The organism is Mangrovibacterium lignilyticum (genome assembly GCF_010882175.1).
Classification (GTDB): Bacteria; Bacteroidota; Bacteroidia; order Bacteroidales; family Prolixibacteraceae; genus Mangrovibacterium; species Mangrovibacterium lignilyticum.
The window spans coordinates 1,254,079-1,278,399 of record NZ_WKLH01000001.1 but is presented as its reverse complement, the minus strand read 5'-3'; the positions used below and the strand labels follow the sequence as shown (position 1 = coordinate 1,278,399).

Sequence of the window (24,321 nt, the reverse complement as noted above, 5' to 3'; positions counted from 1 at the left end):
GTAATGAATTATCCCCGTTCAGCTGAATGAAATTCAACCGCTTGTTTCACCTTCAAACTAAAAAATAGCCTGTTTGTAGCCGTTGGCACGAGCGAATTGATTATTTTAGGTTGAAGCTTCCGGATTTCGGTATTGGACTCGGTGAAGAATATTAGTTTTGCAGGATATGAAACAGCATAAAATTTGGATTTATCTCAGTTTCGTAGTCGGGTTTCTGACTTTGAGCCTGGTTGCACCGGCACAGCAAATGCCTGATGTAACAAAAGCTCAGTTGGCCAACCGATATTACCAGGGACGTGACTATGCCAAAGCCGCTGTTTTGTACGATGAACTTTACGAATCGACCAGCAGCAGCTATTACTTCGATTTGTACCTGACCTGTTTGACTGAAAGCGGTGATCTGGAGAACGCGGAAAAGGAAATCAAAAAGGCTTTGCGAAAAGACAATAGACAGGCAACCCTGTATGTGCAGTGGGCAGTTGTGCTCAAAAAACGGGGAGAGGATGATGAAGCAGACAAAAAGCTGCAGAAGGCTTTGGAAGTTGTCCCCCCCTCCCGGGGAGATTATATTCGGTTATCGAACACCTTGTTGACCAAAGGTGAATATGGGTATGCCGAGCAGTTGTATTTGCAGGCACCTCTTAAAATTCCGGAAGAAAGTTTTTTGTTCGAGTTGGGACGTGTTTACCTGTATCAGCGGAATTACACCCGGATGTTTGATGTGTATCTGGATATGATTCGACAAGATGAAAAGACGCTGGACCGGATGGAAAGTGCAGTGCAAAGTGCTTTTCGCCTGGATGTTGACAACTCCCTTCGTCAGCAACTTCGGGGGCGGTTACTGAAACGCATGCAGCAAGATCCGGATGTGATTGTTTATAACCGCTTGTTGATCTGGTTGTTTTTGCAGGAAAAAAATTACACACAGGCCTTGCGCCAACAGATTGCACTGGATAAGCGGGGAATTGACGAATCGCCGATGATCATGGAGCTGGCGCGTATTGCTGCCCGGAATGATGAATTTGAGGAGTCGTTAAAATCATACGACTACCTGATCTCAAAGGGGGAGAAAACGCCCTATTTCTATCAAGCCAAATTGGTGCGGATGGATCTGCTCTATCAGCAGTTTCGGGCAAACGCCGAGGGTGCTCTGACCCCTGATGAGCTCTCGGTTCAGTTTGAACAATGCTTTGGAGAACTGGGCTACCTTGCCGAAACACAGACTTTAATGCTCGACTATGCACATTTGCTGGCCTTTGATTTGAAACGGCCGGATAAAGCAGTAGAACTGTTGGATTTTACCATGGAGGTTCCCCGTTTGCAACCCTTTGAAATTGATGAGTTGAGGACCGAACTGGGCGATGTTTACGTTTTGAAGGGCGATGTTTATGAAGCGATTCTGTTGTATTCGCAGGTGATCGAGAATAACAGAACCAATGAGTTGGGCGACCAGGTGAAAATGAAGAAAGCACGTTTGGGCTATTATATGGGTGAAATGTCGTGGGCCAAAGCGCAGTTGGATGTGTTGAAAGCCAGCACTTCGAAACTGATTGCCAATGATGCGATGGAATTGGCGCTGTTCATTGGTAACAACATGAATCTGGATACCACCAGTGTTCCGCTGCAACTGTTTGCACGGGCTGATTTGTTGTTGTTCCGCAATCAGACTGATAGCGCTTGGGCAGTGCTGGATAGCTTGCAAACAGCGTATCCTTTTCACAGTTTGCAGGACGATATTTATTACCGCAAGGCTGCCATTATGAAACAGCAAGGAAAATGGGCGGAGGCTGCTACGTTTTTGGAGCAAATCATCACTGAATATCCCTACGATTTATTGGCCGATGATGCCTTGCTTGAGTTAGGCGATTTATACCGCACCAAATTAAATGATCCGGAAAAGGCAAAAGCCTATTACCTTAAATTGTTGGAAGATCATCCCGGAAGTGTACATGTGGCACAGGCGCGAATCTGGTTCCGCCAGCTGCGGGGCGATTTTGATGATAAACCGGAGGCTAATGTTCCGGCCAACAAAACATTCCTTTAAATGAAGAATCAGAAATCGGCTATTCTGTTGGCCTTATTGGCTGTGCTGTTGTGGTCAACTGTCGCAACTGCCTTCAAGCTGGCTTTGCAAGTGTTTACACCTTTCCAGTTGATTTTTGTGGCTTCGGTGGTGTCGCTGGTGTTTTTTTTAATCGTGATGCTCCTTTCCGGCAAGTGGGCTGAGTTTCGTTCTGCTTCATCCCGGCAAGTTCTGAAATCGGCCGTTCAGGGCTTTATGAACCCCTTCTTCTACTATCTGATTCTGTTCAAGGCCTATTCGTTAAATCCGGCGCAGGTTACTCAGGCGCTGAATATGGTTTGGCCGGTGACATTGGCATTGTTGTCGGTTCCCTTGCTGGGACAAAAGTTGAGTTGGAAGAACCTGGTTGCCATTTGTTGCAGTTTTGTCGGTGTCGTCTTTATTTCGTCCCAAGGTGGATGGGATGGCTTTGCCCGCACCAATACACTGGGAGCTTTGTTGGCCTTGGGAAGCAGTATTATCTGGTCGTTGTACTGGATTTTCAATGCCCGTGATAAGCGGGATCGCTTGGTTGTACTCTCCTGGAACTTCATTTTTGGTCTAATCTTTTTGCTGGGCTATAGCTTTTTTGAACGCGACGCTTTCAACTTCCCGCTTTCCGGAACCGCTTTCTGGTCGGCTGTGTATGTTGGGCTTTTTGAGTTGGGCGTAACTTTTGTGATCTGGATTTATGCGCTGCACAAGAGTGAAAATAACGCGGTTACCGGAAACTTCGTCTTTTTATTTCCCTTTATTTCGTTGGTGTTCATTCATTTCATTTTGCACGAAACCATCTACGCAACCACCTTTATTGGTTTAAGTTTTATACTTTTAGGGATTCTGATTCAGCAAGTTCGTTTACGTTTCCCCAAACTGTTACGGGCGAATCGGTTGAGGCAATCGAAACAATAATTCATGAGTTTAGAAGGAAAACGCATTTTAGGCATCGACCCGGGAACAATTGTGATGGGCTACGGACTGATTGAGGTGAAAGACAATACACCGCGGATCTTACAGGTTGGTGTGGTGAAAACCGCCGGCTACGACAATCACTACCTCCGGTTGAAACACATTTTTAAACGCACACAGGCATTGATTGATGAATACATGCCTGATGAGTTGGCTATTGAATCACCATTCTACGGGAAAGATATTCAGGCCATGCTGAAGCTGGGACGTGCCCAGGGAATTATCATGGGGATTGCACTTTCGCGCGACATTCCGGTATTTGAATACGCACCGTTGAAAATCAAGCAGTCGATTACCGGTATGGGGCGGGCAGCGAAAGAACAAGTCGCTTATTTTTTGAAGAATACCATGAAGATTGAAAACCTTCCACCTGAATTGGATGCGACTGATGCGATTGCTGTGGCTGTTTGTCATTACCTGCAAATGAAAAATCCGGTAGCCAAAGCCGGGTATAAAAACTGGGGTGAATTTATCAAGAAAAACCCGGGGCGGGTGAAGTAGGGGAAGTCTCAGTCTTCGGTTACCGTATGCATAAATGACAACTTAATGACAACAAATGACCGTACTTGTAGTTGGTGGCTTTCTGCTTGCGGCTGGTTATCCCTTGTCCTTTCCAAACAATTCATCTATTTTAGTGCATCCTAAAAACATATGACCAATGGATGTTAAAATAGAAGACAGCTGGAAGAGCGTTTTACAGGAAGAATTTGAAAAGCCATATTTTGAGAAGCTGACTGCTTTTGTTCGCGATGAATATCGGTCCCAAACCATTTTTCCTCCGGCAGGATTGATTTTCAATGCTTTCGATCAGTGTACTTTCGATCAGCTGAAGGTCGTTATTTTAGGACAAGATCCGTACCATGGACCCGGTCAGGCGCATGGTTTGTGTTTTTCGGTGAATGATGGCGTTACTTTTCCTCCCAGCCTGCGAAACATTTTTAAAGAACTCAACGGCGATGTGGGTAAACCAATCCCTTCTTCCGGTAACTTGACCGCCTGGGCTCAGCAAGGAGTCCTGCTTTTAAATGCCACCCTGACTGTTCGCGCTACCCAGGCCGGCTCGCACCAGAAAAAAGGGTGGGAAGATTTTACCGATGCAGTTATTCATCAGATAAATAAGCAAAAAGAGCATGTCGTTTTTATTTTGTGGGGCAGCTATGCCATCCGTAAAGGTGAATTTATCGATCGCGACAAACATTTGGTGCTGACCTCCGTTCATCCGTCACCGCTTTCAGCCAGTCGTGGTTTTTTCGGCAATAATCACTTCAGTAAGGCGAATGAATTTCTGGCTTCGCATCAACTTTCGCCGGTGAAATGGTAGGTTTTGGCCTTGCTTTTTGACCCGATGAATTGCCTCAATATTGAATAGATGTCTGTAAATGGCTGGAATGGAGCGGTTAGGGTCGCGTTTTGTAAAAGGCTTATATATCCGATTTATTCGATTATCTTTACGGTCTTAATTTATTAGATGACGTTTAAAGATTTAGGAATCTGTGATTCCATATGTAAGGCACTCGAAGAAGAGGGCTACAACAACCCAACTCCAATTCAGGAACAATCAATACCCACATTGCTTAACGGAAATGACTTGCTGGCTTCGGCTCAAACCGGAACAGGAAAGACTGCGGCATTTGCCATACCCATCCTGCAACAGCTTTATTTGGACCATCCGCAAAGCAAAGGGCCTCGAAAGATTAAAGCATTGATTGTTACACCTACACGCGAGTTGGCTATTCAGATAGCTGAAAGTTTTGATACCTACGGGAAATATACCGGGATTCGGAATACGGTCATTTTTGGCGGCGTTAAACAGGAACCGCAAGTACAGACCTTACGTCGGGGGGTCGATGTTTTAATTGCCACTCCCGGCCGGTTGCTCGACTTGATGGATCAGGGTTTTATCAATGTGAAAAGCATTGCTCATTTTGTATTGGATGAGGCTGATCGTATGCTCGACATGGGATTTGTACACGATATTCGGAAATTGATTGCACGCTTGCCGCACGATCGGCAATCGTTATTCTTCTCGGCTACTATGCCTCCGGCTATTGTTGAACTGTCGGGTAAAATTCTGGGTAACCACCCCGAGAAAGTAATAATTAAGCCGGAGCAAACGACCGCTGAAAAAGTAGAGCAGTCGCTGTACTTTGTAAGTAAAAAGTGGAAGCCGAAATTACTGCTTCACCTTTTGCAGACGATCAGTTACGAGTCGGTAATTGTATTTACCAGAACCAAGCACGGAGCTGACAAGGTGGTTCGTGCATTGGATAAGGCTGGAATCGCATCGGCTGCCATCCATGGTAATAAATCGCAAAATGCCCGTCAGAAGGCCTTGAGCAATTTCAAAGATGGTCGGATTAAAGTGTTGCTGGCAACAGATATTGCAGCCCGGGGGATTGATATTGATCAGTTGTCGCTGGTGATTAATTTTGACCTTCCAAACATTCCGGAAACTTACGTTCACCGGATTGGACGGACCGGAAGAGCTGTTTCAAGCGGAGCGGCGATGTCGTTTTGCGATGTCGAAGAGCGGGCATACCTGCGCGATATTCAGCGGTTTATTAATCAGCAAATACCGGTAATTCCGGAGCATCCCTTCCCGGACGATGAAGAGGAAGAATTTGTGAAGAAACCATCGGGAAATACGAAATTACCATCCAGGTTCCGGGATTCCGGTTCGAAGCCTGCAGGCGGAAATAGAAATAAGCGAAATCCAAATTACAGGGGACGACGCTAAATATAAGATCTAAAAAACAGAGGAGCTATCAAAATAATTTGGTAGCTCTTTTTTTTGAAAGGGAAACAAAAAAAGGGCTGCCAGTCGGCAGCCCTTTCTATATCGGATTGGATAGATTTACCATTTATAAACAATGGAGTTAATATTCATTCCGGCTCCAACAGAACACAGAATAACGTAATCTCCCTTGTTGATTTCCTGACCTTCCATGTCGCCTTTTAGAATGAGGTCGAGCAAGGTTGGTACGGTTGCTGTTGATGAGTTCCCCAATTTATCAATGCTCATTGGCATGATACCTTCCGGGATTTGTTTCTCATGGTATAGTTTGAAAACTCCTCTCAAGATTGCTTCATCCATTTTCTCGTTCGCTTGGTGGATGAGTACTTTCTTGATGTCGCTCAGTTGTAACCCAGCTTTTTCGATGCTGTCTTTTACGACACCGGGAACATGACTGAGGGCATAGACATATAATTTATGTCCAGCCATTTTAATGAAGAGATCATTCCCTTCGAAATCCGGATTCAGAGAAGGACCAAAAGTCAGCAAATTAGCGTACGGATTGCAGTCGGAACGGCTTGAGTGTGCTAAAATACCGATTGGTTCTTCGCTCCGGACAGCTTCAACAATTGTTGCGCCTGCTCCGTCGGAGAAGATCATGGTATCACGGTCGTGTGGGTCTGAGATTCGGGAAAGCGTATCGGCACCAATGACCACACCGCGTTTAAATGTCTCGCTGCGGATATAAGCATCGGCAACAATCATCCCCTGAGTCCAACCCGGACAACCGGAGATCACATCGTGGCAGATACAGCCGGGGTTTTTGATGTCCAAAATTTTCTTCACCCGGTTTGCCAATCCCGGCAGGGTGTCAACACAGGTTTGTCCGTGATGAACGTCACCAAAGTTGTGCCCAAAGACGATAAAGTCAAGCGATTCAGGATCAACACCGGCTGAGGTGCAGGCGTCTTTAACAGCGATTGCTGCCAGGTCTGAGTTTACCTGGTCATCAGTTAGCCATCGGCGTTCCTTAATATTGGTAATTTCCTGAAATTTTGTGACAATTTCTTCGTTGGTTTTATCAAAGGGTTTCCGGGTGGCAGGATCATAAAACTTGTAATCCATGAAGTGGTCGTTTTTGACCACATTTGACGGAATACACCGACCGGTTCCAATAATTTTTGTATAAAGTTTCATCGTAATAACTTTCAGATCTGCGCGAGCAAATCCTTATTTTTTATATCTCTTTAATTCAAATTTTTCTCCATCAAAAACGCCGTAAGAAAAATGAGTAATCCAGTCACCCAGATTAATGTAACGGCTTTGATTTCCAACCGACAAATCTAATAACAAATGTCGATGTCCGAAAATAAAATAGTCAATCTCTTCTTTTTCAAGGACGGAGTTGGCAAAAACATAGAGGCCTTCTTTGTCTGGTCCTTTAAATCCATCACCTAATCCTTTGTCCAATCGGCTCTTTTTTGACCAGGCGTGGGCTGCCCAAATTCCAAGGTTTGGATGAACACGGGCAAATGCCCATTGGAAAAATCGGTTCGTGAATATTTTTTTCAGGAAAAGGTACCCGGTATCAAAGGGGTCTAACCCATCCCCGTGAGCAAGGAAAAACCTTTTATTTCCCAAGGTGATCCGCATTTCTTCATAGTGTACCTGAATGCCCAATTCATTGGGCAGGTAATCGAAAACCCAAATGTCGTGATTGCCGGTAAAAAAATGCACCGGAATACCCGAGTCGGCTATTTCCGCTATTTTCCCAAGGGCGCGAGTGAAGCCCCGAGGTACCACATGTTTATATTCAAACCAATAGTCAAATATGTCACCCATCAGGAACAGCATGGCTGCATCCTGCTTAATTTCATCCAACCATTTTACAAAGAGGCGTTCGCGTTCCGCATTGTTATTCAATGCCGGTGCACCCAAATGTAAATCGGAGATGAAGTATATTTTACGCCCCTGCTCGATCAAAATTCTGATTTTTGTAAAATGCTGACAAAGATATGATTTCCATCGTTCAAATAATCAACTTTTGTTGCAAAAGGGATTTTTCTGAACAGCTTGGCTATTTTAAAATTTCACCTAACAAACGATCCAGATTTGGGCCTTTTAAGTCTTTTGCAATGATTTTGCCTTCTTTGTCGAGGAGGTAGTTATAAGGTATAGTTGTAATATTGTACATATTGGCTGCCTGAATACTTCCTTTCATGTCGCCAACATTTGTCCAGCTCAACTTGTCTTTATCAATGGCATCCAACCACTCGTAGCGGTTTTCATCGACTGAAACCTGGTAGATTTCGAATCCTTTCGATTTATATTTCTTGTAAACTTCAACCAAAACGGGGTTCAAAATTCGTGAGCCACGATCCATGGCCGACCAGAAGTGCAACAGCACATATTTCCCTTGTAGCGAGCTCAAGGCAATTTCTTTTCCATCAGGATTGGGTAAAACAATTTCGGGGCTGTTTACACCTTGCTCCTGAATCATTTGCTTCATTTTTGCAGCTCGTTCGTCCTGCATCAATTTCAATGTGTTGCCGTAAAGGGCTTTCACATGTTCAGATTGCGGATAGAACGAATTTAAGGCTGAAGCGGCGAGTTTCAATGACTGCAGATCCTGAATGACATAGGTGTCATCGTCAAATTTCTGATAAAGCGCCAAGACATTGGCCATATTGAATGGATGTTCTGATACGAACTTTTGCGAGTACTCGATTTGCTTTTGTTTGACATCGTTGTACTCCTGTTCCCACTGCTCTTTTTTCGTCGCATAATCGGCTTCGTCACGAAACGAAATCTGCAAAGAGCGGATTGAGTCCATTTGATGCTTGGTTCGGCTCAAATGTTGATTGAGCTGCTGCACAAACAAGGATCCTTCGGAACCTGTAACCGAATATTTCCGGCTGAAATTAGCGGCGTCACCGTTTACTTCAACTTGTTCAGCCGAATCGACCAATAAGGTAATGAAGTTTTGACGAGCCAGTCGTAATAAAAAGAATGTCGGATAGCTCACATTTCCTCTGAAGCTAAATTTACCGTCTTTGTCAATCAAGACTGAATCGATTGTTTCGGTTGACGAAACTTTCAACTCATCCAAATAAACATAGTTGTCTTCCGCATTACTGATACGGCCTTTGATAGTATACTTTGACGAATCGTTACAGGCAACAATTGTAGTTGCGATAACTAAAAGAAGAACACCAAATTTTCTCACTGGGTACTGGTTTATTTTTATTCGAGCGGTAAAAATAATAAATTCAACATCAATCGGCTATGAAGATTCAATCTTTTGAAACATGATTTTGTGATCCGAATAGGTATGTTTAGGTCAAAAAATGTAATTTTGGCCAGCCTGATAGAACAAGCAGCATGAAGATTTACAGAGATATTAATGATTTCCACGTTGAAAATCCCATTTTAACCATCGGCTCGTTTGACGGGGTTCACGAGGGACATTTCAAAATTATCAACCGTTTACGAGAAATTGCGGAGGAGAAAAAGGGGGAAAGTGTGATCTTCACTTTTTATCCGCACCCACGGTTGGTTCTGTTCCCTGAGGAAAAAAATCTGCGATTGCTGACAACTTTAAACGAAAAAGTCAGGCTGTTTGAAAAGGCCGGAATTGACCACCTGATCATTTATCCCTTCACCAAAATATTCTCCGAATTAAGTTACACTGATTTTGTGCACACCATTTTGGTTGAAAAACTGAGAATAAAGACGCTCGTTGTTGGCTACGATCATAAATTCGGTAAAAACCGGGAAGGAAGTTACAGCATGCTTCAAGGATTGTCTGAGGCATTTAATTTCGAACTTGAAAAGCTCGATGTTTTGCTGATGGACGATGTCAATATTAGTTCGACCAAAATCAGGGAATCACTGCAGGAAGGCGATGTCAAACTTGCCAATAAATACCTGGGATATCCTTATACGTTACATGGCACCGTTGTTGAAGGACAGAAGTTAGGACGAAAAATTCAGTTCCCTACCGCTAATATCGAAGCATCGGACCCGAACAAGCTAATCCCCGGATATGGTGTTTATGCTGTTTTTGTCAACATTGCGGGTGAGCGTTACATTGGAATGTTGAATATTGGAACGAGGCCAACGGTCAATAATAATGCGGATAACCGGAGCATTGAAGTCCATATTTTGCAGTTCGACGGTAATCTGTACGATCACGAGATTGAATTGGAATTTATTCAGAAAATCAGGAATGAAAAGAAATTCGCCTCTATCGACGAATTACGTGCCCAGTTGGAAGAAGACAAATCCGTTATTATTCAGAAACTTTCCTAGTTGAAAAGGGCGCTTTAGCGCTTGGGTCAGATAATCGAAAACCGACCAAAAAATTGCTGGCTCTTTAATTGGAAAAAGTTATCTTTGCACTCCAAAATTAATTGAGAATGACTACAGTAACAGAAACACGATTGGATTACAAAGTAGCAGATATTTCGTTGGCTGATTTTGGCCGTAAAGAAATTGAAATTGCTGAGAAGGAAATGCCCGGATTGATGTCAATCCGTAATAAATATGCAACGGAGAAGCCTTTGAAAGGTTCCCGTATTATGGGTTCTTTGCATATGACTATTCAAACTGCAGTGTTGATTGAAACATTGGTTGAATTGGGCGCAGATGTACGATGGGCCAGTTGTAATATTTTCAGCACGCAGGATCATGCTGCTGCTGCCATTGCTGTTGCCGGTGTTCCGGTGTTTGCCTGGAAAGGTGAAACATTAGCTGAATACTGGTGGTGTACCGAGAAAGCACTTGACTTTGGAAACGGATTAGGACCGAACCTGATTGTGGACGACGGAGGTGATGCGACCATTATGATTCACCGTGGTTATGAAGCCGAAAAAAATCCTTCAATTCTGGATGTTGAATTAGAAGCTGAAGACGAAATTCAATTAGATAAAGTATTGAAGCGTATCCTTGCCGAAACGCCACAACGTTGGACGAACGCGGTTAAGGAAATTAAAGGAGTGAGCGAAGAAACAACAACCGGAGTACATCGCCTGTATCAGATGATGGAAGAAGGAAAATTGTTGTTTCCCGCGATCAACGTGAATGACTCTGTTACTAAATCGAAATTCGATAACCTGTATGGTTGCCGCGAATCATTGGCTGATGGTATCAAACGTGCTACCGATGTAATGATTGCCGGTAAAGTAGTGGTTGTTGCCGGTTATGGAGACGTGGGTAAAGGATGTGCCCGCTCGATGCGTGGCTACGGAGCCCGTGTAATTGTAACCGAGATTGACCCGATTTGTGCCTTGCAGGCTGCTATGGAAGGATTCGAAGTAAAGACCATGGAAGATGCGCTCTCTGAAGGAAACATTTATGTAACGACTACCGGAAATAAAGATATTATCACTGCCGAACACATGGCTGCCATGAAGGATCAGGCTATTGTGTGTAATATTGGTCACTTTGACAACGAAATCCAGGTGGCTCGTATGGAGCGTTGGCCAGGAGTGGTGAAAACCAACATTAAACCACAGGTTGACAAATATACTTACGAAGATGGTCATGTGATTTACTTGTTGGCTGAAGGCCGTTTGGTGAACCTTGGATGCGCAACCGGACATCCAAGTTTTGTAATGAGTAACTCATTTACGAACCAAACACTGGCTCAAATTGAACTGTGGAAAAATGAATACAAACTGGATGTTTACCGTTTGCCAAAAGAATTGGATGAAGAAGTCGCTCGTTTACACCTGGAGCAACTGGGTGTAAAACTGACCAAATTGTCTAAAGAGCAAGCAGCATACATCGGTGTTTCGCAAAGTGGTCCGTATAAGCCGGAACATTACCGCTATTAATTTTATTTTGTAGATATTTTTCAACTGATATATCATTCGAAAGCAGCTCATTGGGCTGCTTTTTTCTTATCTTAAGGTGCGGTTTATTTTTGGTTTTTGAAGGGCTGCTTTCTGCTCATGGTGTAGTACTGCAACAGGACAAAATTTATTTCATCCGGTCCATGAAGTATGGATAAGAAAAATGAACATATTATTATTCAGCAATTTGCCCGTTTGTATCACGAATGGCCTAAGGGAAAACTGCAGGCAGGTGAATCGCCTGATTTCATTCTGAAAATCAATACCAGGAAATCGATCGGCATAGAACTGACCGAACTAAAGGGGCAGGACTTTATTAATCATACAGGGGGTTTGTTGAATCCGACGAACATTTTTGCATACCTGAAGGAGACAATTACGGCAAAAAATGAAAAACTGGTTCTTTACCGACGAAAAAAATTATACCGCATTTGGTTACTCATTCATGTGGAACAACTGACTCAAAACGTGAATTTTAATTTTCAAAATAAGCTTGAAAACAGGCTCTTTCATTCAGACTTTGACCGGGTTTTTCTGTTGGAAATGAGGAATGAACGCTTGTTCGAACTCTAGTTGGATACGTATAAATACCCTCCTGAAACAAAAGCACTGTAAGGTAGAAGAGGTTCTGTCGTTGGGCCGGATTCAATTGCCCCGCTAAGCCATAGGTTGTATGTTGAACCGCAGGTCGGACATGTTCCAATCCCGGAGTTGTCCACTTCGAGAACAATTGTATTGTCAGCTTCATAGGGACAAGCTAAGTCAAAAGCCACGTATTCTGCATCAGGGATTCCCGTGTTAAAAACGACAACTCCTCCATAACCGGCACTCGGAAAAATCACAAATCCACTAGGAATGGATAACTCATTTAGATTTGTCAGACTTCGGTTAATCGAAACATAAACATATGGGATTGACGATTCAAAGTTATCGGAACAGGAATAACAAGTGAGCATTAGTGTAAACAGGGCAAAAGTAATTCTCTTAAAATATCGTTTGAAGCCATTCATTTTTTATACCTTTATAAGCAAAACCAAAAGTACGGGCAATTTATTTCATTGCCGTCAAAAATATCACGATGGAAGATTATATTTTTATCATTATAGCAATTGTGTTATCGGTGTTTGGCGCCATGAACCAACAGAAAAAGAAAAGGGAACAGGCGATGCGCGGTATGGATGATGAAGAGGAACGAACTTCGAATTCGATTTTTGACCAACTTTTCGAAGATGATGTATTTATGACAGGGAACCCGCAAGAGATGGTTTCTCCCCCGATTGTAAAACCAGCTCCTCCGAAAAAGGAAAAAATGAAAGCTCCCGTGAAAATGGAAGCTCCCGCCAGGATGGCATATAAGCCAATTAAGCGGGAAGGATTGAAGCATAGCTACGTGAGAGAGGAACGGAAATCAACGTCATTAGAGTTGGAAAAGCTGCAAAAAGAGGATGAATCGAAATTCAGATCAAAGAATTTTAGACGCAAAGATTTTTCACTGAGAAAGGCTGTAATCTATTCGGAGATTCTGAACCGGAAATATTAGAACTTTTTAACTGACAAGGTTTTAAAGTCAAAATCAGAAAAGAGCGTTCGTTAAAATCAAATATTTTATATAGCTTTGCATACACAAAGAGTTCCGCTCGTCGGAATTCTTTTTTGTTTATATATGAAGTCACTTACAAAAAAATAAAAGTTTAAGAAATGGGAAAGGCAGCCTATATTACTCAAGACGGTTTAAATAAACTGAAAGCAGAACTTGATCAGTTGATGAACGTTGAGCGTCCGTCTATTTCAAAGCAAATTGGTGAAGCCATTGAAAAAGGTGATATTTCGGAAAATGCGGAATATGATGCAGCCAAAGATGCTCAGGGAATGCTGGAAGCTAAAATCGCCATTTTGCGCGATAAAATTGCAAATGCCCGTATTATCGATGAATCAAAAATCGATACTGACAAAGTACAGATTCTGAACAAAGTAACCATCAAAAATAAAAAGAACAATGCAACGATGGTTTACACGATAGTTTCAGAGCACGAAGCAGATCTGAAATCGGGAAAAATATCGATTGAAACACCAATTGCCAAAGGCTTGATTGGCAAAAAGGTTGGTGATGTGGTGGACATTAAGGTTCCATCAGGAGTTGTTGCATTCGAAATTGTGGACATTTCACTTTAATGCGTTATGGCTAGTTTGTTTACCCGAATCGTTCAAGGAGAAATCCCGGCCTACAAAGTGGCAGAGGATGACAACTACCTGGCTTTCCTGGATATCTTTCCGGTAGCTAAAGGGCACGTGTTGGTTATTCCTAAAAAAGAAGTTGACTACCTGTTTGATTTGGATGACGATACCTATACCGGCCTTCAGTTGTTTGCCCGAAAAGTGGCCAAAGGGCTGAAAGAAGCGATCCCTTGTGCGAAAGTCGGGGTGATGGTTTTAGGTCTCGAAGTTCCGCATGCGCATATTCACTTGGTACCCATGCAGTCTGAAGCTGATCTCTTGAATTTTTCAGATAAAAAGAAATTTACACCTGAAGAATTCGCGGAAGCAGCTGAATTGATTGCTCAACATATTTCGCTTTAAATGAATTGAACCATCAGTACTCCTGGTGGTTTTTTTGTGACTGTTGCTGTCCCGCTAACGAAAATATTCAAAAGAAAAGGCACCTGCTTCCAATTGGCAGATGCCTTTTTCCTTTTTGCTATTTCGATGGTTAGAATCTCAACCCTAACCCAATCTGGAACGCATTGTTATGAATGCCTTGGTTAATGTCGGTTAAACCCCACGCGTAACGCCCTTCAACATTCAGCATCAAAAAGCTGAATCCCAGTCCGACAAAGGTATTGGTATCGTACCATTTGGCTGATTCGCCGGTCGGAGAGTTGTCGTCGCTTAGTTTTACGTTGAAAGTCGCTCCGGCTAAACCATACAAAGGCCCGACTTTGGCCTTCAAGCCGATCGGCGCGCCCAGGTAATTGATCCGGTAATCGCCATTGTCGAATCCCGCTTTTGCCTGCGAATACTGAATCCCGCTATGGAAAAACAGGAACGGGATGATTTTGGAATCTTTGTATACGTTTAAGTAGAACGAGTTCCCGGTATCTCCGACCTTGTCGCCGTCAACCGACATGCGGGTATTCTGGTAACCGACACGCACGCCCAGCTTCGTATCCTGCGCATGCAGCGTGAATACCAAAAGCATAATTGTTGCTAATCCGATAAATCTTTTCATTGTCCTTGTTTTTAATTGTTGTTTTTAAATTGTTTCGTGTGGGGCTTCATTCCGATGCTTTGAGTCGGCAATTGGTGTGCCAGGTATTGATTGGCATCGTGGGAATACCCTGTTGTGATGAATCGCTGGTATAAATTTACGACGTTGCGTCCAGGTATAAAGCACGAACGGACAGATTTTACAATAATGTTTCGCCATTCAACCGGCTGAACGAAAATTATTTCCCCAACAATCGACTTTAAAACCGCGCTTCGAACCGCTAGCAGCCGGCCATAATGCGGTAGCGAATTCATCCGGATCTTTCTTTTCTCGTGTGTTAGTTCTTCGTACATTTAGCCATCAAAATTGATCTACAATGGAATTTATCTATCTGCTTGCGGGCCTGCTAATTGGTTTTTTAGTGGCATTTCTTGTTTTTAAATTGAAATCAAAATCTCAGGAGTTAGAGACAAAGTCGTTCGAAACCGAGCGGATAGCAGCACAAACCGAGTACGAAAGGAATAAGGCACAGCTGGAGGAACGCGTGTCTAATTTGCACGCCGAGAAAGGCCGTCTGAATGAACAGTTGGGGCAAACGGAGCTGGAGCGCGCGCAAAAGGCCGAGCGCTTAGCCAAAGCGGAGGTTGAATTTGCCAATTTGCGCGAGAAGCTGGCTTCGCAGAAACAGGAAATGGAAGAGCTTCAAAAGAAATTTACCACCGAATTTGAGAATGTGGCCAATAAAATACTAAAGCAGAATTCGCAGGAATTTACGTTGGTGAACCAAAAGAACATCAGTGAAATTTTAACGCCATTGCGCGAGAAGATTCAGTTGTTTGAAAAGAAGGTTGAAGATACTTACGAGAAAGGCTTGAAAGATCAGACGGACCTGAAGGCGGAGTTGAAAAAGCTGCACGATCTGAACATGAAGATCAGCGACGAGGCGAACAACCTGACCAAAGCGCTGAAGGGCGATGTGAAGAAACAAGGCAACTGGGGCGAAGTAATTCTGGAGAAAATCCTCGAGCGGTCGGGCTTGAAAGAAGGGCAGGAGTATAGCAAGCAGTTCAGCACCCTGAATGAGAACGGGCAGCGGATTCAACCCGACATTGTGATCAACCTGCCCGATCAGAAGCACATTATTGTCGACTCCAAAGTGTCGCTGGTGGCCTACGAGCGCTGGGTGAATTCAACGGAAGAGGACGATCGTTCGAAGTTCATCAAGGAACACCTGCAAAGTTTAAAGTCGCATGTGAAACTGCTCAGCGATAAACATTACCAGCTGGCTCAGGGCATTAACAGCCCCGATTTTGTCTTGCTGTTTGTGCCCATCGAATCTTCCTTCAGTGTGGCCATCGAAGCCGATCAGGAGCTGTTTTCTTTCGCCTGGGATAACAAGGTTGTGATTGTCAGTCCTTCAACCCTGCTGGCTACTTTACGAACCATTGCCTCTATCTGGCAACAGGAAAATCAAACCCGCAATGCGCTGGAAATTGCAGAGCAAGGGGGGAAACTTTACGACAAGTTTGTGAACTTCATTGCCGACCTGGAGAAGGTTGGGAATAACCTTGATCAGACCCGCAAGAACTACGATTTGGCGATGAATAAGCTGTACGACGGCCGTGGAAACCTGATCCGTTCGGCCGAAAAATTGCGCGAGCTGGGCGCCAAAGCCAGCAAAGAATTGCCCGCCAAATATTTGGACGAGTAGACTTCCGCAGCGCGGGCGGGCTCACCACTCGCTGGTTTTCGACTTGCTGTATTCGGCGTTCTTCACCGCCTTTTTCATGCGCGGGCTGGGCAGAAAACTAATGTCGGCCCTGTCGATCAGGCGGAAACCATCCGCCCGCGGCTCAACCGATCCCTTGCTTTTCAAATTAAGGCTGAACGTACCCAGTTCGCCCAGCTCCACCGTGTTGTTGTTCAGGAGCAAATCGGGGATTAAATCGACCAGGCCAACCAATGTTGCAACAACATCGCCGCGGGTCAGCGACGACCGGTGCGAAAGCGTATCCGCGATTTCGTCGAGCGTAACTTTGCGGCGTTCGCAGGCTCTTGCGTAGTATTTGTACTGTCCTCCGCCTTTGATCCCCGGCGTGGCTTGCTGTATTAGTCGGTATTTAACGCTCATAACTTCACGATATTTGAATTAGTTTATACCTGTGGTTTAAAATTTTAATACGTATTAAAATCTAAAATGATACGTATCAAAAAATATTTTAATACCTGTTAAAAATATTTTTAACAGGTATTAAAATTCCAATACAACACTGAAGTTGGTCTGTCTTCTCCTTACCGAAGGTGCTTAACAAGGTGATCCGATGGCCGGAATTACCTGTTCATCGGGGTTTTTTGCTGCTATTCTTTCAGGAATTTCACCAAGGGTTCAATAAACCGGTCGAAGGCTTCGATGTGCGGCAAGTGGCCAATGTTATCGATTTCGACCAGCTGGCTGCCTTTAATTTCGCGCTGCGTTTGGCGGCCTAGTTCGGGGTAATTGCCCATGGTGGCCCGTACTTCGGGGCTTACCAGCGGCTTGCCCAGGGCTGTGCGGTCGCGCTGCCCGATGATGAGCAGGGTTGGGGCGGTCACATCTTTAAACTCGTAGCACACCGGTTGGGTGAAAATCATATCGTAGGTCAGCGCAGCATTCCACGCAATGATCGGGTAGTCTGTATTCAGTGTCCAGCCGGCCAACAGGTTCACCCACTCGTCGTATTCGGGCTTCCACTTGTTGTCGTAATAGCTTTCCAGCTGGTACTTTTTAATGCCTTCGTACGATTTTTTCAATTCACTCTGGTACCACCAGTCAACGGGTTTGTAAGGCACTTTCAGCTTCCAGTCTTCCAGCCCGATGGGGTTTTCGAGGATGAATTTATCGGTCCGTTCCGGAAACATCAACACAAAACGGGTTGCCAGCATGCCGCCCATGGAGTGTCCGAGCACGCTCGTTTGCTCAATCCCCAGGCTGTCGAGGATGGCTTTGGTGTTCAGAGCCAATTGTTGGAAGGTGTACTGGTAATTGGCCGGTTTGGTCGACTTGCCGAAGCCGATCTGATCAGGGATAATCACCCGAAACCCTTCGTCAGCCAAGCGTTTGGCTGTTTGTTCCCAGTAAGCGCCGTTGAAATTCTTCCCATGCAACAGCAGGATGTTTTTGCCGTTTGGATGTTCAGGATGAACGTCCATATAGGCCATTTCCAGCTTAACGTGTTGGTTGTTGAGCGTAATAAAATGCACCGGAAACGGATAGTCGTAATTTTCGAGATTGATATCCAGTTCTTTTAATTGGCTGCTTTGGGCCGTGGTGATACTGATCAGGCTGAGCGATACGAGTACAAAACTCATCATCTTCTTCAAATTCATATGCTGCTTTCTTTTTGGAGTTTGTTGAAAAGAAGAACAGTCCGTAATCGCGATGGTTGATGGCGGGGACGAATTGTTTTGTTAATAATTGATAAGACGATCGCCGGTTAGGGGCGGAATATGCGTTTATCCAACCGGTCGTTTTTGTCGAAGCCCTGGCTACTGGCAAACAGCAGCTGAAGGATGATACTTAGAAGCCCGGTGAAAAAGATAATCAACATCACCATGATTTGGTATTTTACTGCCAGTGCCGGATCGGAACCTCCAAGAATCTGACCGGTCATGACCCCGGGAAGCGAGACCAAACCGGCTGTAGCCATCGTGGCAATATTGGGCGCCATGGCTGTGCGTACCGCTTCTTTGAAAAAGGGCCGTAGTGCTTCGCTGCGGCTGGCACCGGTTGCAAGCAGGTAGAGGTACACCTTTTCCTCTTTTACAGCGAGGGTGAAGAAGGTTTTCAGCGCCACAATATTCGACCGTAAAATGTTCCCCAACAGTAGTCCGCAAATCGGAATCAGGATGTCGGCTCTTGTCAGGTTTTCAATCTGGACAATCGCCAGGTTGAAGTACATCAGGGTGAAGATGGTGGGGATAAGCATGGCCAAAAAAGTGGGTGTCAGGAAGCGCTTCAGCCGGAGCGCTGAGTTTTTGATGCCGGAAAGAGCCGCAAAAAACACCATCATAAACACATAGGCCAGGTTGATAAACACATTGTCGAGTTTGAAAATGTAGATCAGGTATACCGCAACAAGGCCAAGTTGTACCAGCATTCGGGCAACCGAAATCAAAAGCTTCCGGTTGAAACCCAGTTTCAGTTTCCACACCAGCAGCACAACTGGAACAAGGAGTAACAGACCTGCCAGGATCCCGCTTGTACTGATAAGGGGTGTGTTCATAAGAGTAGATTTGAGATGACCCGGATAGGCTCGGTTTGCCACTCTTTATCGTGGCTGGAGCAGATAACCGTTTTGTTTGTGTGCTTCATGTAATCGACGAAAAAGTGTTTCATTGGTTCGTCCAGTGCAGAGGTTGGTTCGTCCAGTAGCAGCACCGGGCGGTCCAGCAGCATAATCAGGATCCAGCCGAGGCGTTGGCGCTCTCCGCCTGAAATGTCACTGGTGTTCTTTTGCAGAATATCCTCGCCCAGCTGTACCTCGCGAATCTTTTCCAGCAGCAGTTGTTGGCTAAATGGCAGGTTCTTGTTGGCTGTATAATGAAAGATTTCGTTGAAGACCTCTTCGACCTTGCCGTTCGGGAGGTCGATATCCTGGCTCAGGTACCCGATTTGGCTCCGGATGGCGCGCATGTTTTCGGAATTTACTTCCTTTTGGTTGAAGATGATTTTGCCCTGATCGGCTTGGTGAAATCCCAGGATGAGTTTTAACAGGGTCGATTTGCCGCTGCCGGAAGGAGCGGAAATGACAATCTTATCGCCTTTCGCGATGTTGAGATTGAAGTGCTCGAGTAATTGCTTATTCCCCAACTTCAGGGAAACGTCTTTAAAGCGAATCATGAAGCATAAGTAAGGTTTGACAAAAGTAAAAATGCCGGAAATGAATCCGGCATTTAATATTTTAGCTTGCTTTTAAGCGATGATGATCTTCGTTGTCAAACTTGGATTCCGCATATTCCCGTGAAATTAGCAATTCCTTCACACCATCAGACGGACTGTCGTACATGGCATCAATCATGATATTTTCACAAATAGAACGGAGACCCCGTGCTCCCAGGTTAAACTCAACTGCTTTGTCAACAATGTACTCTAAAGCACCTTCTTCAAAGGCAAGTTTAATTTCGTCGAGCGCAAATAGCTTGACGTATTGTTTGATCAGGGAGTTCTTCGGCTCAGTCAGGATGTCGCGCAGTGCTTCTCTGTCGAGCGGTTTCAGGTAAGTGAGAACCGGCAAACGACCGATGATCTCCGGAATCAAACCAAAGCTTTTCAGATCCTGAGGAGCAACATACTGCAACAGGTTTTCCTTGTCAACTTTATCGCTTTTCTTTTGGGCACCGTAACCAACGACTTTTGTGTTCATGCGGTTGGCGATCTTTTTCTCGATACCATCGAATGCACCACCACAGATGAAAAGAATATTTTTGGTATTCACGGCAATCATCTTTTGTTCGGGGTGCTTGCGTCCTCCTTGTGGCGGAACGTTCACTGTTGAACCTTCCAGCAGTTTCAGCAAACCTTGCTGAACACCTTCTCCGGAAACATCGCGGGTAATGGACGGATTATCACCTTTACGGGCAATTTTATCAATCTCGTCAATAAAAACGATACCTCGCTCAGCTGCTTCAACATTGTAATCGGCAGCCTGCAACAGGCGGGTTAACAAGCTTTCCACGTCTTCACCCACATAACCGGCTTCGGTGAGTACCGTTGCGTCAACAATGGTGAAGGGCACATGTAGCATTTTAGCGATCGTCCGGGCCAGCAATGTTTTACCAGTTCCGGTTTGGCCAACTAAAATGATGTTTGACTTTTCAATTTCTGTTTCGTCCGACTGTGCCTTTTGGTTCAAACGCTTATAGTGATTGTAAACCGCAACGGAAAGGATTTTTTTAGCCTGATCCTGACCGATGACGTACTGATCCAAAAACTCTTTAATTTCTTTTGGTTTCAGGAGCTGAACGCCAGACAAGTCAAATTCAGTATCAGTTTTGAATTCTTCCTCGACAATGGCATACGCCTGCTCAATACATCGGTCACAGATGTGACCTTCCATCCCGGCAATCAGCAGGTTTACATCTTTTTTCTCCCGTCCGCAAAAAGAACATTTATCCATAGTGTAATTTCTCCTTTGTCAAATAACTTTAGCTTCTCACTAAAAGTTCGTCGATCATACCATAAGCCTGGGCTTCTTCTGATGTCATCCAGTAGTCCCGGTCAGCATCACGTTCAACTTCTTCGTATGATTTTTCGGCGTGTTTAGCGATAATGTCGTACAATTCTTTCTTCAGCTTCAGAATTTCACGAGCTGTAATTTCAATGTCAGATGCCTGACCTTGAGCACCACCCATTGGCTGGTGAATCATCACGCGTGAGTGTTTTAGTGCAGAGCGTTTGCCTTTGGTTCCGGCTGTTAACAGCACAGCTCCCATTGAGGCTGCCATTCCTGTACAAATGGTGGCGATGTCGGGTGAAATGTATTGCATGGTATCATAAATACCTAAACCTGCATGAACAGATCCCCCCGGTGTGTTAAAGTAAATCTGAATATCCTTTGTTGGATCTGTTGATTCCAGAAATAATAACTGCGCCTGTATAATGTTGGCAATGTAATCATCGATTGGGGTTCCCAGGAAAATGATGCGATCCATCATCAAGCGAGAGAAGACATCCATTGATGCTACGTTCAATTGGCGTTCTTCAATGATGTAGGGTGTCAGACTGCTTGTAATAACAGAATCATACCGATGCATTGATAAACTGCTGATACCCTTGTGTTTGGTAGCATATTTGTGGAATTCTTTAGCGTCATTCATTTAATAGTCCTCCAGTTAAAAAAAAACTTTGTAAAAGTCGGTTTCTACTTTCTCACTTACCTTTTAGAAAGCGCATGAGAACCGACTTTTACAAAGTTAAAAAAATATGCTTTTGCCCTATGGTCGGGGGCTATTTTTCAAGTAGTTTGTTAAATTCATCGTAACTGATTGGTTTTTCTTCCAAGGTTACTTTTGATTTAATCACTTCCAGGATTTTGTCTTCGATTGCTTTATTGGCTAAACGCTTGCGTTCTTCTTCGTTTTGAAGAATGTGTCCGGCGTAATTTTCGAGGTGTTCGTCCGGAACGTTTTGCATACCGTATTGGGCGAATTGCATCGCAGCAACTTTTTTGGCCAATTCGGTGATTTCGCCTTCTTCAATTTTAAGCTCGTTGTCTTTTACTAAACGGTCTTTGATCAATTGCCAGCGCAGGTCTTGCATGAAGTTATCGAAATCAGCTTCAATTTGCTCGTCAGTCAATTCGTTGTTGGTTGCTTTCAACCAGCGTTTCAGGAATTCTTCAGGAAGCTCCATGCTGATTTTTTCAACCAATGCATCGCGGCTGTCCATGGCGAATTTATAATCGCTTGAATAGATGAAGTTTTCAGCCAGCTCTGCTTTCAGCTTAGCGCGGAATTCTTCTTCTGTTTTGATTTCAGTGTCATCGCCGAAAGCTTTTTTGAATAAGTCTTCGTTGATTTCGGCTGCTTGGAATGACAGTACCTCAGCGATGGTGAATTTGAAGTTTCCTTCAATTTTCTCAGCTTCTTCATGAGATACATTCAACATGTGGCCTACTTCGTGTCTGTCTCCGTAAACAGCGATTGGATCGAAAACCAATACGTCGCCGGCTTTTTTGCCGATCGCTTCGTTTTTAGCGGCTTCGTCTTTCATCTGTTCGATTGCAATCACAACTTTTTCAGCTTTGATTCCATCTTCCAATTCGTTGCCTTCAGCATCCAGTTGAACGATGTCGCAGCGCAGTGTGTCTTTTTCACCGGCAACTTCAGCAACTTCGTTTTGTCCGAAACGGCTTGTATATGATTCAACTTGTTTGTTTACCATGTCTTCATCAACTTCGATGTTGTAGTAACCAAACTTGTTACGTTTATCCAGTTTTACGTCAATTTGGGGAGCTAAAGCAATGTCGAATACGAATTCGAAATCTTCAGTAGTATCCCAGTCAATTTTTGGTTGTTTTTCTTCGTTTGGAAGAGGCTCTCCCAAAATGTCTAATTTCTCGTCAACCAAATATTTTGACAAATTATTAGATAACATCTTGTTGACTTCATCGGCCAAAATGGCTTTTCCGTACATTTTTTTCACTAAACCGGCAGGAACTTTACCAGGACGGAAGCCAGGCATGTTAGCCTTTTTGCGATAGTCTTTCAAAACTTCATTTACCGTAGCTTCGTAATCGTTTTTTTCAATTTTTACGGTAATTGTAGCATTTAGCTCGTTGATGTTGTCTTTTGTAATATTCATAAAAGTTCCACTTAATTTTTTGGAAAAAGATCTGATAACCAAATAGTTACCATCGAAAGTTGGTTGTTCTCCAACGTCTAAAATCAATAAAAACCGCTTGCTTGGCGAATTCGCCAAGCATAGCGGTTGAGCTTTCTTTTGTGCGGACGAAGGGACTCGAACCCCCACGCCGTTTGGCACTAGATCCTAAGTCTAGCGCGTCTACCAATTCCGCCACGTCCGCTAATCGAGGCGCAAATGTAGAGCATTTTTTTTTATTCCCCAAGTGCTTCGTGAATCTTTTTTATGAAAAAGGTGGAAAATAGAATTGCTCAGGTGTTTAGGGGTTGACATTGAGCGGATTAATTAGTTGAAGGCGCTGTATTGCAGCTGTGTGTGTTGGTATTAGGGGAGTTGAGAATCTCTGTTGACGGGATTTGCTAACGCAAGGTGAAGTTTTGCCCCAGGTAAACACGACGGACATCTTCATCGTTTGCCAGGTCTTCGGCTGTACCTGCTTTAAGAATCGAGCCTTCGAACAACAGGTAAGAGCGGTCGGTGATCGATAAGGTTTCATGTACATTGTGGTCTGTAATCAAAACGCCAATGTTTTTTTCGACCAAAGTCCGAACGATGTCCTGGATATCTTCAACAGCAATTGGGTCGACCCCCGCAAAAGGTTCGTCCAGCAATACGAATTTCGGGTCGATAGCGAGTGCCCGGGCAATTTCACAACGGCGTCGTTCGCCCCCTGAAAGTTGATAGCCTTTACTTTTCCGAATGTGGGTTAGTCTGAATTCTTCCAGCAGCGATTCTGTTTTTTCGATTTGTGCCTGTTTGCTTAGTTTGGTCATTTCCAAAACTGCGCGCAGGTTGTCTTCAATGCTTAATTTCCGAAAAACGGACGCTTCCTGTGCCAGATAGCCGATGCCTTTTTGAGCTCGCTTGTAAACAGGCATGTTGGTAATGTTCATATCATCGAGGTAAACATTACCACTCAAGGGTTGAACCAATCCAACAATCATGTAAAATGACGTTGTTTTGCCGGCACCGTTGGGACCCAGTAGCCCTACAATTTCACCTTGATTGACTTCAAATGACACGCCTTTTACGACCGTTCTCTTTTTATATTTCTTTACAATGTTATCGGCTCTTAACTTCATAGCTTAATTGTGC

Annotated in this window: 26 protein-coding genes and 1 tRNA gene; 12 read left to right on the top strand and 15 right to left on the bottom strand. The window is 44.1% G+C overall.

Annotated elements, in window-relative coordinates:
• Window positions 1-166: 166 nt before the first annotated feature.
• The 5 genes from GJV22_RS05245 to GJV22_RS05225 all read left to right on the top strand — a co-directional run bounded on the left by GJV22_RS05245 (window position 167) and on the right by GJV22_RS05225 (window position 5,768).
• The gene (locus GJV22_RS05245; protein WP_163709704.1) at window positions 167-2,044 is read left to right on the top strand and encodes a tetratricopeptide repeat protein; all 1,878 of its coding nucleotides are present in this window, start codon (window positions 167-169) and stop codon (window positions 2,042-2,044) included.
• On the top strand, window positions 2,045-2,974 hold the full coding sequence (locus GJV22_RS05240; protein ID WP_163709698.1) for a DMT family transporter: 930 nt from the start codon (window positions 2,045-2,047) through the stop codon (window positions 2,972-2,974).
• A 3-nt stretch (window positions 2,975-2,977) separates the two neighbouring features.
• Window positions 2,978-3,532, top strand: a complete 555-nt coding sequence (gene ruvC / locus GJV22_RS05235) for a crossover junction endodeoxyribonuclease RuvC (protein ID WP_163709696.1) — start codon at window positions 2,978-2,980, stop codon at window positions 3,530-3,532.
• Between the two features lie 157 nt (window positions 3,533-3,689).
• Window positions 3,690-4,352, top strand: a complete 663-nt coding sequence (gene ung / locus GJV22_RS05230) for a uracil-DNA glycosylase (RefSeq protein WP_163709692.1) — start codon at window positions 3,690-3,692, stop codon at window positions 4,350-4,352.
• Between the two features lie 147 nt (window positions 4,353-4,499).
• A complete protein-coding gene (locus GJV22_RS05225) occupies window positions 4,500-5,768 on the top strand; it encodes a DEAD/DEAH box helicase (protein ID WP_163709690.1) in 1,269 nt (422 codons plus the stop codon).
• Between the two features lie 117 nt (window positions 5,769-5,885).
• Here the strand turns inward: GJV22_RS05225 and GJV22_RS05220 are convergent, their stop codons facing one another.
• The 3 genes from GJV22_RS05220 to GJV22_RS05210 all read right to left on the bottom strand — a co-directional run bounded on the left by GJV22_RS05220 (window position 5,886) and on the right by GJV22_RS05210 (window position 8,991).
• On the bottom strand, window positions 5,886-6,962 hold the full coding sequence (locus tag GJV22_RS05220) for a 3-oxoacyl-ACP synthase III family protein (RefSeq protein WP_163709687.1): 1,077 nt from the start codon (window positions 6,960-6,962) through the stop codon (window positions 5,886-5,888).
• 33 nt (window positions 6,963-6,995) lie between these two features.
• Window positions 6,996-7,748, bottom strand: a complete 753-nt coding sequence (locus tag GJV22_RS05215) for a UDP-2,3-diacylglucosamine diphosphatase (RefSeq protein WP_238480284.1) — start codon at window positions 7,746-7,748, stop codon at window positions 6,996-6,998.
• A 94-nt stretch (window positions 7,749-7,842) separates the two neighbouring features.
• Window positions 7,843-8,991 carry a TlpA disulfide reductase family protein gene (locus GJV22_RS05210; protein ID WP_163709684.1) on the bottom strand — a complete coding sequence of 383 codons (1,149 nt, stop codon included), beginning with the start codon at window positions 8,989-8,991 and terminating at the stop codon, window positions 7,843-7,845.
• A gap of 155 nt (window positions 8,992-9,146) precedes the next feature.
• Between GJV22_RS05210 and GJV22_RS05205 the strand changes: the two genes are divergently transcribed.
• The 3 genes from GJV22_RS05205 to GJV22_RS05195 all read left to right on the top strand — a co-directional run bounded on the left by GJV22_RS05205 (window position 9,147) and on the right by GJV22_RS05195 (window position 12,193).
• Window positions 9,147-10,076, top strand: coding sequence for a bifunctional riboflavin kinase/FAD synthetase (locus GJV22_RS05205; RefSeq protein WP_163709681.1), 930 nt, complete (start codon window positions 9,147-9,149; stop codon window positions 10,074-10,076).
• Between the two features lie 107 nt (window positions 10,077-10,183).
• Complete coding sequence (gene ahcY / locus GJV22_RS05200) at window positions 10,184-11,602, top strand: adenosylhomocysteinase (protein ID WP_163709678.1); 1,419 nt, start codon at window positions 10,184-10,186, stop codon at window positions 11,600-11,602.
• Between the two features lie 168 nt (window positions 11,603-11,770).
• A complete protein-coding gene (locus GJV22_RS05195; protein WP_163709676.1) occupies window positions 11,771-12,193 on the top strand; it encodes a hypothetical protein in 423 nt (140 codons plus the stop codon).
• Here GJV22_RS05195 and GJV22_RS05190 read toward each other — a convergent pair.
• Window positions 12,190-12,630: a Rieske (2Fe-2S) protein gene (locus GJV22_RS05190; protein WP_163709673.1), complete on the bottom strand. Its 441-nt coding sequence runs from the start codon at window positions 12,628-12,630 to the stop codon at window positions 12,190-12,192. The genes GJV22_RS05195 and GJV22_RS05190 overlap by 4 nt on opposite strands.
• Before the next feature lie 68 nt (window positions 12,631-12,698).
• On the opposite strand from GJV22_RS05190, the gene GJV22_RS05185 reads away from it, so the two are divergent.
• The 3 genes from GJV22_RS05185 to GJV22_RS05175 all read left to right on the top strand — a co-directional run bounded on the left by GJV22_RS05185 (window position 12,699) and on the right by GJV22_RS05175 (window position 14,197).
• Complete coding sequence (locus GJV22_RS05185) at window positions 12,699-13,160, top strand: hypothetical protein (RefSeq protein WP_163709670.1); 462 nt, start codon at window positions 12,699-12,701, stop codon at window positions 13,158-13,160.
• A 158-nt stretch (window positions 13,161-13,318) separates the two neighbouring features.
• Window positions 13,319-13,792 (top strand): transcription elongation factor GreA, encoded by a 474-nt coding sequence (greA, locus tag GJV22_RS05180; RefSeq protein WP_163709667.1) that lies wholly within the window; start codon window positions 13,319-13,321, stop codon window positions 13,790-13,792.
• 6 nt (window positions 13,793-13,798) lie between these two features.
• The gene (locus tag GJV22_RS05175; RefSeq protein ID WP_163709665.1) at window positions 13,799-14,197 is read left to right on the top strand and encodes an HIT family protein; all 399 of its coding nucleotides are present in this window, start codon (window positions 13,799-13,801) and stop codon (window positions 14,195-14,197) included.
• Between the two features lie 130 nt (window positions 14,198-14,327).
• Here GJV22_RS05175 and GJV22_RS05170 read toward each other — a convergent pair whose 3' ends face one another.
• Window positions 14,328-14,846 carry an outer membrane beta-barrel protein gene (locus GJV22_RS05170; protein ID WP_163709663.1) on the bottom strand — a complete coding sequence of 173 codons (519 nt, stop codon included), beginning with the start codon at window positions 14,844-14,846 and terminating at the stop codon, window positions 14,328-14,330.
• A gap of 11 nt (window positions 14,847-14,857) precedes the next feature.
• Window positions 14,858-15,178: a hypothetical protein gene (locus GJV22_RS05165; RefSeq protein WP_163709660.1), complete on the bottom strand. Its 321-nt coding sequence runs from the start codon at window positions 15,176-15,178 to the stop codon at window positions 14,858-14,860.
• Window positions 15,179-15,201: 23 nt separating this feature from the next.
• Here GJV22_RS05165 and rmuC point away from each other — a divergent pair, with 23 nt between their 5' ends.
• Window positions 15,202-16,536 carry a DNA recombination protein RmuC gene (rmuC, locus tag GJV22_RS05160; RefSeq protein ID WP_163709657.1) on the top strand — a complete coding sequence of 445 codons (1,335 nt, stop codon included), beginning with the start codon at window positions 15,202-15,204 and terminating at the stop codon, window positions 16,534-16,536.
• A gap of 21 nt (window positions 16,537-16,557) precedes the next feature.
• Here rmuC and GJV22_RS05155 read toward each other — a convergent pair whose 3' ends face one another.
• The 9 genes from GJV22_RS05155 to lptB all read right to left on the bottom strand — a co-directional run bounded on the left by GJV22_RS05155 (window position 16,558) and on the right by lptB (window position 24,308).
• The gene (locus tag GJV22_RS05155) at window positions 16,558-16,956 is read right to left on the bottom strand and encodes an HU family DNA-binding protein (RefSeq protein WP_163709654.1); all 399 of its coding nucleotides are present in this window, start codon (window positions 16,954-16,956) and stop codon (window positions 16,558-16,560) included.
• A gap of 227 nt (window positions 16,957-17,183) precedes the next feature.
• The gene (locus GJV22_RS05150) at window positions 17,184-18,191 is read right to left on the bottom strand and encodes an alpha/beta fold hydrolase (RefSeq protein WP_238480283.1); all 1,008 of its coding nucleotides are present in this window, start codon (window positions 18,189-18,191) and stop codon (window positions 17,184-17,186) included.
• A gap of 107 nt (window positions 18,192-18,298) precedes the next feature.
• A complete protein-coding gene (locus tag GJV22_RS05145) occupies window positions 18,299-19,087 on the bottom strand; it encodes an ABC transporter permease (protein ID WP_163709651.1) in 789 nt (262 codons plus the stop codon).
• Window positions 19,084-19,704 (bottom strand): ABC transporter ATP-binding protein, encoded by a 621-nt coding sequence (locus GJV22_RS05140; RefSeq protein ID WP_163709647.1) that lies wholly within the window; start codon window positions 19,702-19,704, stop codon window positions 19,084-19,086. Before GJV22_RS05140 ends, GJV22_RS05145 begins: the two co-directional genes overlap by 4 nt.
• A 61-nt stretch (window positions 19,705-19,765) precedes the next feature.
• On the bottom strand, window positions 19,766-20,980 hold the full coding sequence (gene clpX, locus GJV22_RS05135; RefSeq protein WP_163709642.1) for an ATP-dependent Clp protease ATP-binding subunit ClpX: 1,215 nt from the start codon (window positions 20,978-20,980) through the stop codon (window positions 19,766-19,768).
• Window positions 20,981-21,008: 28 nt separating this feature from the next.
• The gene (gene clpP, locus GJV22_RS05130; RefSeq protein WP_163709638.1) at window positions 21,009-21,680 is read right to left on the bottom strand and encodes an ATP-dependent Clp endopeptidase proteolytic subunit ClpP; all 672 of its coding nucleotides are present in this window, start codon (window positions 21,678-21,680) and stop codon (window positions 21,009-21,011) included.
• A gap of 130 nt (window positions 21,681-21,810) precedes the next feature.
• Complete coding sequence (tig, locus tag GJV22_RS05125) at window positions 21,811-23,166, bottom strand: trigger factor (RefSeq protein ID WP_163709634.1); 1,356 nt, start codon at window positions 23,164-23,166, stop codon at window positions 21,811-21,813.
• Window positions 23,167-23,307: 141 nt separating this feature from the next.
• A tRNA-Leu gene (locus GJV22_RS05120) sits at window positions 23,308-23,389 on the bottom strand.
• A gap of 196 nt (window positions 23,390-23,585) precedes the next feature.
• The gene (gene lptB / locus GJV22_RS05115) at window positions 23,586-24,308 is read right to left on the bottom strand and encodes an LPS export ABC transporter ATP-binding protein (RefSeq protein WP_163709630.1); all 723 of its coding nucleotides are present in this window, start codon (window positions 24,306-24,308) and stop codon (window positions 23,586-23,588) included.
• Window positions 24,309-24,321: the final 13 nt, after the last annotated feature.